The 12221-nt window shown below is 64.7% G+C and carries 12 protein-coding genes; 5 read left to right on the top strand and 7 right to left on the bottom strand.

Annotation, left to right across the window (positions count from 1 at the left end; all coding sequences use genetic code 11):
* Window positions 1–94: 94 nt before the first annotated feature.
* Entirely contained in the window at window positions 95–496 is a 402-nt protein-coding gene (locus FNJ47_RS38920) for a hypothetical protein (protein WP_163161144.1), read from the bottom strand.
* A gap of 319 nt (window positions 497–815) precedes the next feature.
* Here FNJ47_RS38920 and FNJ47_RS38915 point away from each other — a divergent pair, with 319 nt between their 5' ends.
* A complete protein-coding gene (locus tag FNJ47_RS38915; RefSeq protein ID WP_163161142.1) occupies window positions 816–1652 on the top strand; it encodes a tetratricopeptide repeat protein in 837 nt (278 codons plus the stop codon).
* Between the two features lie 326 nt (window positions 1653–1978).
* On the opposite strand, the gene FNJ47_RS38910 is transcribed toward FNJ47_RS38915, so the two are convergent.
* The gene (locus FNJ47_RS38910) at window positions 1979–2692 is read right to left on the bottom strand and encodes a hypothetical protein (protein WP_163161140.1); all 714 of its coding nucleotides are present in this window, start codon (window positions 2690–2692) and stop codon (window positions 1979–1981) included.
* Window positions 2693–3012: 320 nt separating this feature from the next.
* On the opposite strand from FNJ47_RS38910, the gene FNJ47_RS38905 reads away from it, so the two are divergent.
* A complete protein-coding gene (locus FNJ47_RS38905; RefSeq protein WP_163161138.1) occupies window positions 3013–4557 on the top strand; it encodes an aspartate ammonia-lyase in 1545 nt (514 codons plus the stop codon).
* A 163-nt stretch (window positions 4558–4720) separates the two neighbouring features.
* Here FNJ47_RS38905 and FNJ47_RS38900 read toward each other — a convergent pair whose 3' ends face one another.
* Window positions 4721–6556 carry a c-type cytochrome gene (locus FNJ47_RS38900; protein WP_163161136.1) on the bottom strand — a complete coding sequence of 612 codons (1836 nt, stop codon included), beginning with the start codon at window positions 6554–6556 and terminating at the stop codon, window positions 4721–4723.
* Between the two features lie 260 nt (window positions 6557–6816).
* Here FNJ47_RS38900 and FNJ47_RS38895 point away from each other — a divergent pair, with 260 nt between their 5' ends.
* Both FNJ47_RS38895 and FNJ47_RS38890 read left to right on the top strand, forming a co-directional pair.
* Window positions 6817–7497, top strand: a complete 681-nt coding sequence (locus tag FNJ47_RS38895; RefSeq protein WP_163161134.1) for an alpha/beta hydrolase family protein — start codon at window positions 6817–6819, stop codon at window positions 7495–7497.
* A 71-nt stretch (window positions 7498–7568) separates the two neighbouring features.
* Window positions 7569–8303: an aspartate/glutamate racemase family protein gene (locus FNJ47_RS38890; protein WP_163161132.1), complete on the top strand. Its 735-nt coding sequence runs from the start codon at window positions 7569–7571 to the stop codon at window positions 8301–8303.
* 97 nt (window positions 8304–8400) lie between these two features.
* Here FNJ47_RS38890 and FNJ47_RS38885 read toward each other — a convergent pair whose 3' ends face one another.
* Window positions 8401–9180, bottom strand: coding sequence for an SDR family oxidoreductase (locus tag FNJ47_RS38885; RefSeq protein WP_163161130.1), 780 nt, complete (start codon window positions 9178–9180; stop codon window positions 8401–8403).
* Between the two features lie 39 nt (window positions 9181–9219).
* The gene (locus tag FNJ47_RS38880; RefSeq protein WP_163161128.1) at window positions 9220–10194 is read right to left on the bottom strand and encodes a ketopantoate reductase family protein; all 975 of its coding nucleotides are present in this window, start codon (window positions 10192–10194) and stop codon (window positions 9220–9222) included.
* A gap of 172 nt (window positions 10195–10366) precedes the next feature.
* On the opposite strand from FNJ47_RS38880, the gene FNJ47_RS38875 reads away from it, so the two are divergent.
* Window positions 10367–11167: an enoyl-CoA hydratase-related protein gene (locus FNJ47_RS38875; RefSeq protein WP_163161126.1), complete on the top strand. Its 801-nt coding sequence runs from the start codon at window positions 10367–10369 to the stop codon at window positions 11165–11167.
* A 15-nt stretch (window positions 11168–11182) separates the two neighbouring features.
* On the opposite strand, the gene FNJ47_RS38870 is transcribed toward FNJ47_RS38875, so the two are convergent.
* Complete coding sequence (locus FNJ47_RS38870) at window positions 11183–11413, bottom strand: hypothetical protein (RefSeq protein WP_163161124.1); 231 nt, start codon at window positions 11411–11413, stop codon at window positions 11183–11185.
* Between the two features lie 94 nt (window positions 11414–11507).
* Window positions 11508–12221: substrate binding domain-containing protein (locus FNJ47_RS38865; RefSeq protein ID WP_163161122.1), on the bottom strand; the 714-nt coding region annotated here is incomplete at its 5' end.

Genomic DNA, 12221 nt, shown 5'->3' with positions numbered 1-12221 from the left:
CTGGCTATAGACGAGGTGGTCCGGCGGCAGCGGCAGAGGTGCATAAGAGACAGGGAATTGCCTATCTCATGTTCGCGGCCACGACACTTGCACTCTACCTCGCAGTGCTGCGCCGCATCGCCGGAAGCCAGTTCGTGCTGGTGCTCATCATCTTTTTTCCGACGATCGGGATCAACGCGAACGGAGCGAGCAGCAGGCTGAATTGCGGCGGATAAGTCCATGGCATGAAGCTGTCGTGCCCGCCCGACGCCTCTCTCTGCATCACGACGAGCTTCGCGAAATGGTAGGCTTGGTCCACAGTGCCTTGCCACACCAGCCTTGCGACGATGTAGAAGGCATCGAAGTCGACCGGATCACGGTCTTGTCCCAGGCCCAGCCGGGAGAACCACGCGGCCTTCAAGAGCACGGCGATGGCGAGAAGTGCGAGCATTCCGCGCGTATAGGCGGCTCGCTTCGACCTGGTCGCCTGAATTGCTTCGAGGGTTGTTGCGTACATCAAGCCGGGCCCTGTTACGGCAATTCAGGCTAGATTGAATAGGTTAAGCAGTCGAAAAATTGCGCGCCAGAGCCTGGTTCGGGGCCTGTCGCCCGACGGCCGTGGGATGCATCAAATCGGCCCGTGTAGGCGTTGCAGGAACCGGGCGGTATCTCAGTGGCGGGTTCCGGCGGCATGTTGACGACATTCCCGAGCAAGCGGCGACAAGATCGGGCGAATGCTGACGTCTCCAATTATCTCCAACCCGGCTGCGACTTTCGCTGGACGCTCCATCGGCGGCAGTGATAACGGCTGGGCAGTCCAGTTCATGACGGGCCGTATGCCGAAACCTCCGCTTCCTCCCAATCGCGGGCCAAGCCCGTCTCCGGCTCTGCAGCGCGCGGTCGTCGCATTGCAGATGGGACAGACCGTCGAAGCCGAGCGGCTGGCGGCGGAAGTATTGAAGGCAAACCGGAACGATGTCGGCGCGGCCTCGATCCTGGCACGGGCGCTGATGATCCAGAACCGCAACGAGGAGGCGATCGCGCCGCTCGAGCGAGCCACGCGCCGCGTCGAGGATCCCGGCCTCGAGACCCTGCTTGGCGCAGCGCTCGGCGGCGCCGGTCGCCAGAACGAGGCGATCGATCTGTTGCGCCGGACCACCGCGCGGCGGCCACCGTATTTGCCCGCATTTCAGGCGCTGGCAGGGCAATTGCACGCGGCCGGCCGCATCGACGAGGCGGTTGCCGTCCTTGAGAACGCGCTTGTTCTTGCGCCCGGGAGCCTCGAGTTTCAGCTCCTGCTCGCGCAGCTGCTGCCCCAGCGCAATGAGCGCGGCCGCGCGCGAGAGATCTTGGAGAAGCTGCGCACTGCGGCGCCGGGACATCCTGATATTCTGGCCGCGCTCGCGCGTGTGCTGCTGCTCGATGGCGAATATGCGGCTGCGGCCGATCTCTACCGTCAGGTGGTGGCGCAACGCCCTGACGATCCCCTGACGCGTCTCAGCTTCTCCGCCAGCCTTCTGGAAATGGGCGACCGCGCTGCCGGCGAAGCCAATTTGCGCCTGGCGTTGCGCGGCCGGCCGCAAATGATCGGCCGCACGACGGCCGCGCTGACCATGTCATCGCATGGCCGCTTCTTCTTCCGTCCCAGCGGGTTTGCGAAGTTTTTGAGCTAACTCAGCTGTCATCGCCCGGCTTGGCGATCCAGTACGCCGCGGCTTCTCCGCTCAAACACTGCTGTCTCTGGAATACTGGATCACCCGCTTCGCTTCGCGGGTGATGACACGGGTGAGCTCGGGATCGAACCACATAGCCGGTGTCGTCCTGGCGAAAGCCAGGACCCATTACCCCAAATGTCCGTTGTTGCGAGACGCTGGGGCCACGATCCCTTTCGCAATCAGATTAGGTGGTTATGGGTCCTGGCTTTCGCCAGGACGACGGCGGTAGATGCTGAGCCAGGTGGCTCGCGACGACAGAAGAGGAACGTCGTCCCGCGTCCGGTCTACGTCCGAAACTGACGGCGATAGAGTCCGGGCTCGCGGGCCATCCTGTTGGACAGGTCCTGTGCGCGCGACGTTTCATCCGGCGTCATCGCCGCGGTCTGCGCGACCCAGTTCTCGCGCTTCACCGGGAAGCATTGCGCAACCGGCGTGCCCTTCGGCAAGACGCCGTTGAAATTGGTGTCGTGCCAGCGTGCCGGGAAATGGATCCAGCTGTCGTGAAACAGATCGCAGTCGACCATGCCGGTCAGTGTAGTGAACGGCAGGTCGAACCGATTGACCGGATGCGTGAAGAACAGCGAGTAGCCCGCCGGCGCCTCGATGGTCCACAGATTGACGAACTTGATGATGAAGCGATCGGGCTCGAACAGCGGCGAGCCGATCACCTGGCTTTCGTCGTGGAAGCCGACCGGCGAGCGCGGGAATTCCAGTGCGCCCCCGGGGGGAAGGTCGTTGTCCCATGTGATCGCACCATTCTCGATCTTGAGATCGCAGACCAGCGGCATCAGGAAACCCGACGTCATCGCATCGACGAATGGCGGGCAGCGCTTGACGGTATCCTCCTCGCGATTGCTCATCGCATTGAAGGCCTGCGTCGGCATCGCCTTGAGCCATCCGGGAATACCCATCGACGCGGGCACCGGCGGCGGAATCTTGCCCTCGAGCTCCGCCGGGCAGCGGAATTTGATGGTGATCGCTTCGTTGTTGTTGGACACGGCTTGGGCCCTTGGTTCGTTCGATGTCGGCAGCGCATCTGCGCCCGTTGACGCTGCTCTAGCACGCGATGACCGGGCGGAGAAAGCAGCCGCAGCCGTCGCCGGGCGAGCTGCGGCATGGAGCTATAAGTTGTTGTTATCGTGACGGATAAGGCAACGCCCTCGACGGCCTGTTCGGCGCAGCGCAGCGCTGCTTGTTCGTATCGTTCGGGTCGCCGCTGTGCAAGACTTTGCCGATAGGCATTGGCTTTCGATGCCGGTCCGGCGCATCATGGCCGGCGTCGCTGACGACAGGGTTGCAGCAGGTAACGGAGGGATCGATGGCCGAATCGAAGGTTGAAACCGCCAGCACTGCAGGCACCGCGCCACCTTCCGGCGACAGCGGCGGCGTCAGCGAGCTCGCGATCGCGACCGTTCGCACCGTGCCGATCGAGCAGGCGCAGTCGCGCACCGAGCACGATCTGCTCGGCGAGGACGATGTGCCGGCCGATGCGCTGTGGGGCATCCACACCAAGCGCGCGGTGATGAACTTTCCGATCACCGGTGTGCCGGTCGGCCATTTTCCGGAATTCGTCCGCGCGCTGGCACTGGTGAAGCAGGCCGCCGCCCGCGCCAACAAGCGCCTGGGCTATCTCTCGCCGGAAAAGGCCGATGCGATCGACAAGGCCTGCACCAAGGTTGCGACCGACAAGGTCTATGCCGAGTCCTTCGTCGTCGACGCCATCCAGGGCGGAGCCGGCACCTCGACCAACATGAACGCCAACGAGGTGATCGCCAACGTCGCGCTCAAGCTGATGGGCAAGAAGCCCGGCGATTATCACACGCTGCATCCGAACGACGACGTCAACATGGCGCAGTCGACCAATGACGCCTATCCGACTGCATTGCGGCTCGCGGTGATCTTCGCCACCCAGCCGCTGGTGCGCGCGCTAGATGATCTCGCCTATGCCTTCAAGGGCAAGGCGGTGGAGTTCGCCGACGTCCTGAAGATGGGCCGTACCCAGCTCCAGGACGCGGTGCCGATGACGCTCGGTCAGGAATTCGACGCCTTCCACGCCACCGTGAAGGAGGACGTCGCGCGGCTGAACGAGATTTCTTCGCTGTTTCGTGAAGTCAATCTCGGCGCCACCGCGATCGGCACCGGCATCAATGCCGATCCGCGCTATGCGGCGCTTGCGGTCGAGGAATTGTCGCGGCTGTCGGGGCAGCCGATGGTGCTGGCATCGAACCTGATCGAGGCGACCTCCGACCTCGGTGCCTTCGTGCTGTTCTCGGGCGTGCTGAAGCGCGTCGCGGTCAAAGTATCGAAGATCTGCAATGACCTTCGTCTGCTGTCGTCGGGGCCGCGCACCGGCATCGGCGAGATCCGGCTGCCCGCGGTGCAGGCCGGCTCGTCGATCATGCCCGGCAAGGTCAATCCTGTGATTCCCGAGGTGGTCAACCAGGTCGCCTTCCTCGTGATCGGGCACGACCTCACGGTGACGATGTGCGCCGAAGGCGGCCAGCTCCAGCTCAATGCGTTCGAGCCGACCATCGGCTATTGCGTGCTGAGCTCGTTGCGCATGCTGACGGCGGCGATCGATACGCTGACCAAGCGCTGCGTCGACGGCATCGAGGCCGATCGCGAACGCTGCCGCAGCCTGGTGCAGGGCTCGATCGGGCTGATCACGGCGCTGGCGCCGGCGCTCGGTTATGAAGCCAGTTCACGCGTGGCGCGCCGCGCGCTGAAGGAGAACCGCTCGGTTGCCGACATCGTGCTGGAGGAGAAGCTTTTGACCGAGGAGCAGCTGAACCAGCTGCTCGAGCTTGAAGCCATGACCCGCCCGGCGCGCCGGCAGCCGGTGCCCAAGTTGAAGGAACGTTGAGAGCAAGCGTTACGGTTTCCGCCCGAGGGCCGGACAAACGAAGCCGCCACTCGTCATGCCCGGGCTGGTCTCGGGCATCCACACCTTCAACGTGACCTGCGCAAAACACGTGGATGGCCGCGCCAAGCCAGGCCATGACAACAGGCGTGTTGACCAGCGACAGCTACAGCGTCTTGATGAACTCGATCAGGGCGCGACGCTGGTCTTCCTTCAGGCCGGGTCCGATCACGCCGGGACCCTTCTCGTCCGAGAATTCGTGTCCGGCATTGCTGTTGCCGCGCTTGGTGGTGTCGAGCGCGAAGACGTTCTTGATCTTGTCGTTCGAGATATAGCCGAGATCCTTCGGATCATATTCCCGACCGCCGAGATAGACGATCGAGGGACGTTCCTTCACCGGCGACAGCAGGGCGTAGATGGTCGGGACCGATCCGTTGTGCAGGTAGGGCGGGGTCGCCCAGATGCCGTTGAGCGGCCGGACCTTGTAGGCGAGCAGCGCCTGGATCCCGTTCGGCCGGTAGCCGTTGATGCGCTTGCGATCTTCCGGCGGCGTTTTGTTCTGGTCGTACCAGTAGTCGACGGTCTTCTCGACCAGTTCGCCGAGCGCGGGCCCGAAGCCGCCGTCCTTGATCTTCAAATTGGCCGGGGTCTCGACCGTGCGGTTCGCAAGGCCCTCGGCCTGTGCGCTGTCGGTGCCGATATGGCTGATCGGAATCATCTCGACGTCGAGCAGCGGCTGGCCGGCGTCGTTCTTGATCCAGCGCTTCTTGTCCTTGAACAGGGCGAAGGCTTCACTCGGCGGCAGCGCCTTGCTGTCGATCGCAGGTCCATGGCAGTCCTGGCAGTGCGTCTTGTAGAGCTCGCCGCCTTTCTTCGCGAGATCCATATTGATCTGCCCCAGGATGTTCTCAGGCCATTTGGGCGACGCAAGTCCGCCAAAGCCCTTGTCCTCGCTCGGCGGCTCGCCGGCGATCATCCGCTCCATCTCGTGCAGCACGTCGATCCGCGCGCTCGATTTGAACAGGCCCTTGGACTCGTCGAGCAGATTGAGTTCGGCGCTGACGCCGAGCGCTTCACCGGCATTGCGCACCATCGGCTGCATGATCGAGCCGTCATATTGCACCCAGCTGAACCACGGCGCGTTCCAGATCCGCGGGAAATGCACCGGCGCCGAGTGCGAGGCATAGTTGTTCGGATTGTTCAGGTCGATCGAGAACACCTGGTTGCCGATCCGGTTCAGCGCATCGAGCCGCGCATAGCCTTCCTCGACGCTGTTGGCGGCGACCTTGGTCTCCAGCGCATTGATATTGGCGTACTGCTTCAGCACGAGATCGAGTTGGCCGCGCAGCGCCATGCGCTCGTCGACGTTAGAGTCCTTGCCGAGGATCTCATCGGCAAAGCGCGCGAACCGTCCCGGCCAGAACCGGGTCAGCAGCAGCGACAGGCCGACGCTCTTCTGGAACTCGAACAGGTTGGTGTTGGCCGGCCCGCCGTCGATCACGATCTCGGTGCCGCGATAGCTGAAGCTTCCGGTGTGGCAGGCGGAGCAAGTCAGCCCGATCCCGTTCATGCTCTCCTTGGTGTGCGGGTTGCGCCACGGCGTGCCGTTGGCATCGGCCATCGGGCCGCTCCGCGCAAAGCCGATCGGCAGCGCATCCGGACTGCCGGGGATCACGGTGTCGGGAATAAATCCGAAGCGGCCGAGATAATCGGTCTCGCTGAGCCGCGGTGCCGCCGTGAACGGCGGCCAGATCGTCGGCCGCTCCAGCGCCATGAACCATTCAAGGGGAATGCCGAACGTCCGCGTGCCCTGGTCGGCGTGATAGAACCAGCGCAGCCGCTCGGCGCTGACATTCTGATCCAGCCACACAGTCTTTGCCGGTGGCTGATAGTCGACGACCTTGACCCGGAAGCCGCTCGCCACCGTCTCGATATCGTCCTTGAAGTAGAGGATGCCGGCGACAATCAGCAGGCCGATGAGAAGGATCGTCTTGCGAGGCATGCCCCATTCCCCAATTCGCGGTACCCGCGCGTCATATTGCTGAGATATTAAAAATCGCCGAAACAGATTCGCGTTAAGCGTGTGATGTGCCGTGCGCCATCCTACAGTGGCGGCTCTCGGTCTAACAACGGAAATGTTGCAAGGGAAATGTTGGCTGGCTGTGAGCCAGTTCACTTGCGGCGTGCGCTGCTCGGCGGCATTTGCGCGCATGGCGGCATGCCGCTAGAAATGACGAAGCAACAATTCTTCGAGATGTCGTCTTGAACGCGCCAGGTGCACAACCGCTCACGATCACGGTCTCGGACGGCAACACGGTGTCCGCGCTGCTGCTGCGCCCGGCGCAGGCCCGTAGCGCCTATGTGTTTGCCCACGGCGCCGGGGCCGGCATGACGCATCCGTCGATGGACGTGATATCAGAGGAATTGGCGGAGCGCGGCATCGCGACGTTGCGCTATCAGTTTCCCTACATGGAGAAGGGCAGCAGGCGGCCCGATCCACCCGCCGTCGCGCAGGCGACGGTGCGCGCTGCGGTCGCAGAGGCCGCGCGCTGTTGCGGCGAACTGCCGCTGTTCGCCGGCGGCAAGTCGTTCGGCGGACGGATGACCTCGCAGGCGCAGGCGAAAGCGCCGCTCGCCGGCGTGCGCGGGCTTGTGTTCCTCGGCTTTCCCCTGCATCCGGCCGGCAAGCCGTCGAGCGAGCGGGCCAAGCACCTCACCGAGGTCAAGATCCCCTTGCTGTTCCTGCAGGGCACCCGCGATGCCCTTGCCGAGTTCGACCTGCTCGAACCCGTGGTGAAGGGGCTCGGCGCGCGCGCGACCCTGCATCTGGTGCAGGAAGCTGACCATTCCTTCCATGTCCTGAAGCGCTCCGGCCGCAACGACCGCGAGGTGATGACCGAACTGCTCGATGGCTTCGCGGCCTGGGTCGCGAAGCATTCGTAAGTGGCACGAATTCCGCCTGTGACACCGTCCCGGATTGCGCTTCGCTGCATCCGGGCTATTACTCTTCTTCCATGACCAAAATTCTGATCGTCAATCCAAACACCACCGCGTCGATGACCGCGACCATCGCGACCGCCGCGCAGGCGGTGGCCGCGCCGGCAACCGAGATCGTCGCCGTCACATCCTCAATGGGGCCTGCCTCGATCGAGGGCTTCTATGACGAGGCATTTGCCGTTCCCGGGCTGATCGAAGCCTTCCTGAAGGCGCCCGACGCCGATGCCGGCATCATCGCCTGTTTCGACGACACCGGCCTCGATGCCGCGCGGTCGGCGGCGCGCTATCCGGTGGTCGGCATCTGCGAGGCGGCGCTGGTCACGGCCGGACAGATCGCCAAGCGCATTGGCATCGTCACCACGCTGCCGCGCTCGATCGTGCCGCTGGAGGAGCTGGTCCGCCGCTACGGCTTCGCAGACCGCGCCGCGGTCACTGCCTGCGACGTCGCGGTGCTCGATCTCGAGAAGCCGGGTTCGGACGCCAAGGCGAAGCTGGAGGCGGAGATCGCGCGGGCGCTGGAGAAAGGCGCCGACGCCATCGTGCTCGGCTGCGCCGGCATGGCCGATCTCGCGCATGAGCTGTCGGTGCAATTCGGCGTGCCTGTCGTCGACGGCGTGGCCGCCGCGGTGAAGCAGGCGGAAGCGCTCGCCGGCCTCAAGCTCACGACGTCGCGCCGCGGCGCCTATGCTTCGCCGGCAGGGGAAAAGTACACTGGTCTGCTCGAACGATTCGCGCCAGCTTCAAAGGAGTGACCTCGTCATTGCGAGGAGCGAAGCGACGAAGCAATCCATTTTTCGGCAAGCGGCAAGATGGATTGCTTCGCTTCGCTCGCAATGACAATGAAAATCATCAGGACGCCGCACCGCCATAGATCCGGTCGCGCAGGCGGCGCATGCCGGACAGCCAGCGCTCGCGATTGGTGGCCTTGCGCTGCATGTACTCCTGCACCTGCGGATGCGAGAGAATCAGGAAGCGCTCCTCGGCCATCGCCTCGATCACCATCCGCGCGATCTCGCCGGGCTGCAGCACGCCGTCGACGCGCGCGGCGCTCGGGCCCGGCGTCGTCATGCCTGTCTGCACCGATTGCGGGCAGAGCACGGAGACGCGGATGCCGCGATCGCCATACTGGATCGCGAGATGCTCGGCGAGCGCGACTGCGGCGTTCTTGGTCACGCCGTAAGGCATCGAGTTCAGCGAGGCCAACAGCCCCGCCGCGGACGCCGTATTGAGCAGATAGCCGGAGCCGCGCGCCAGCATGCCGGGCACCAGCGCGCGCGCCGCGAACACGTGGCTCATCACATGCACGCGCCAGCTGACGTCCCAGTCGGCATCGGATGCCGTTTCCTGTCCCTTGCGCGACAGCCCGGCATTGGAGAAGAACACGTCGACCGGGCCATACTTGTCCTCGGCCGCGGCGATCAGCGCCTTGATGTCCTCCTCGAGCCCGACATCGGCGGTGACCGCGAGCCCGTCGATGTCGCCGGCGACGCTGGCGAGCCGGTCGCGCGAGGTCTTGAGATCGGCGACCACGACGCCGCGCGCGCCCGCCTCCGCATAGGCCCGCGCCACCGCTTCGCCGATCCCGCTCGCGCCGCCGGTGACGACGCAGACCTTGTCCTTGACTTGCATGCTTCGATGTTCCCGCTTGATGTCGCCGCGTTCGGATTGTCAGCCCTGATACAGCCCCTTGTCACGCGCCTTCTGGATCGCGAGCGCGGCCATCAGGTCGAGCATCGGGGTCGGAAGGCCGGCGGCGCGGGCAAACGCCGCCGGTGCGCGCACCAGCACGTCGATCTCCATGGCGCGGCCGAGCTCGTAGTCCTGTAGGATCGACGGCTTGTGGTCCGGCGCCGGCCCTGAGCGGGTGACGCGCTTGACCTCGGGGATATAGCGTGTCGCCACCGCATTGGCCTCGTCGAGCAGCCGCGGGATCACGTCCTGCATGTCAGGATCGTCGCGGACGCCGCGCGCGGTCAGCCCGGTCAACAGGCAGAGCACCGACATCGACATGTTGGTGAGTAGCTTCGACCAGATCGTCTCACGAATCTCACTGACCTCGGGCGATTCGATCGCGGCGTCATTCAGCGCCGCGCGCAGTTGGGTGATGCGCTCGCTCCGGCGGTCGTCGCACTCGCCGATCAAGAGGCGATTGCGATCCGGCGACAGGTTCGCCACCACGCCGGGCGCGACCACCTCATTGGAGGAGAATATCACGCCGCCGATGATCCGCTCCTTTGGAACCGCGGCGCGCAGGCGTCCGCCGGGATCGAGGAAGCCGAGATCTGGAATCGCGGGATGCTGCATCGGCAGGCCGAGACCGTACCACCAGGGAATGCCGTTCTGCGCGAACACGACCATCGTGCCGCGCTGAAGCAGCGGTGGTAGTCCGGTTGCGAGCGCACCGATGCCGGTCGCCTTCAGCGTGCTGATGACGACGTCCTGCGGCCCCAGCTCGGCAGGATCGGCCGATGCCGTCACTTTCGCAGTGACGCTGCTGTTGCCGACCTTCAGCGTCAATCCGTTGGTCCTGACCGCGTCGAGATGCGGCCCGCGCATCACGCAGGACACATCGTGGCCGGCGCGTGCCAGCCGAACCGCGAAGTGGCTGCCGACGGCGCCTGCGCCGAAAATAGAAATACGCATCAGTGGAACTGGTCCTTGCAACGTGTCGCGTCAGTTTCCACAAGCGCAGGCCATCGCGCAACCCGTCATGCGCGCGGCGCGGCCGCGCGCGCTCGAAAGTGATGGATCAAGCCATCTCATCTCGCCATAGTGCAGTACAAGATAACAGCAACGCCGAACGAGGGAGAACGTCATGTCGGCCAGCCCAGTCCTGTGGAGCCTCGATGCGCGCGGGGTCGCGACCGTCACGCTGAATCGCCCCGAGGTCAACAATGCCTATGACGGCGCGCTGATTGCGGGCGTGCTGGCGGCGATCGACGATCTCTCGACCAAGCCGGTGCGCGTGGTCGTGCTCAACGGCAACGGCAAGCATTTCCAGGCCGGCGCCGACCTGAAATGGATCAACGGCGTGCGGCCGAAATCATCCGAGGAGAACGAGGTGGCGTCGCGCGCCACCTTCGAGGCAGTGCAGCGCCTCAACACGCTGCCGGTGCCGACGGTGGCGCTGGTGCAGGGCGGCTGCTTCGGCGGCGGCACCGGCGTGATCTCGGCCTGCGATATCGTGATCGCAGCCGACAACGCGCTGTTCTCGATCACCGAGGTGCGCTGGGGCCTGACCGCTGCGATCATCATCCCGCAGCTCTGCGACGCCATCGGCGTGCGCCAGGTGCGCCGCTACGCGCTGACCGGCGAACGGTTCGGCGCCGAGGATGCCCGCCGTATCGGTCTCGTCCATGAAGTGGTGCCGCTGGCCGATCTCGAAAGCGCAGGCGCCAGGGTCGTGGAGCAGCTGCTCGGCAACGCGCCGGATGCGATGGCCGAAACCAAAAAGCTCGCGATGGAGAGTTCGTTCGGCGGCTTGGCCGTCGACGATGCAGCCTACAAGCGCCTCGTCCATCTGCACTCGGCCAAGCGGCAGACCGCCGAGGCCGCCGAAGGGCTCGCCTCTTTTGCCGAGAAGCGCGCAGGCCGCTGGGGCGGTGGCGCGGCGTAAGCCTCGCCGCTCGGCTCAGCAGCCGCGGCAGATGCCGCGCATGGAGCGATAGACCTCTTCGTCATCGCGCCGCATCTGCTGCAGCGAGTCGAAGGTCTTCGCTTCGCTTGACTGCGTGATCGGCGGCTCGGGCTTGCGCTTCGCCGCCAGCTCCTGCTCTTGCCGATGGTAGCAGGCTTCGCGTTCCGCCTTGGCCTCGATGAAGCGGCAGGTCTCGATCGCCGCCGCGGGCGTCGCGACGATCATGAGACCGAGCAAGGCTGATGTCAGGAGTTTCAAGCGGCGATCCTTTCGCGCCCTTGTCTCAGGTCCGCATGCGAGGGGCAAGGCCACCGCTATATCACAGCGATTGCGACAGCGACTTTTTCAGTGTCTTGAGCAGCGCCTGCACCGCAGCGGCGTCGATGCGGCGTTCGGGAACGGCGGCCTTCACCCACAGTTCCGGGATCGGAAACTCAAGGAGTACCGGCTGCAATGTGCCGTGGCGCAACGCGTCCGCGACCAGATAATGCGAGAGCAGCGCGATGCCGTTACCGGAGATCGCGCTTTGCGTCAGCACGCGGCCCTCGTTTGAACTGAGAATCGGCCGCACCTGGATATTGATGCGGCCGCGTGGCCCCTCGAACGGCCATTCCGGTCCTGTCGGCAGAAAGCTGAGGCAGCGATGATCGACCAGATCGCGCGGATGCTTCGGCGTTCCCTGCTTCTTGAGATACGCCGGTGAGGCGCACAACAGCCGCGGCAGCCGGCACAGCGGCTCGTCGACGACGCCGCCGAAGGAATGCGGGAAGGCGCCGATCGCAATGTCAAAGCCTTCGGTCACCGGATCGACCGGGCGATCGATCATCACGATCTCGAGCTTCACGCTGCTGTTCTGCTTCTGGAAGATCGTGAAGGCATCGGCGAGACGTGCGACCGTCAGCGAGGTCGGCGCCTTGACGCGCAGATGATCGGAAAGATCGCGCTGCTTCTCGCCCATTCGCGACAGCAGGTCGCCGACATCGGCAACGACGCCGCGGGCACGATGCACATATTGCTGACCGGCCTCGGTCAG

Origin of the sequence: Bradyrhizobium uaiense, from assembly GCF_010811875.1 — a bacterium.
Taxonomy (GTDB): domain Bacteria; phylum Pseudomonadota; class Alphaproteobacteria; order Rhizobiales; family Xanthobacteraceae; genus Bradyrhizobium; species Bradyrhizobium uaiense.
This window is presented reverse-complemented; position numbering and strand designations above follow the sequence as displayed.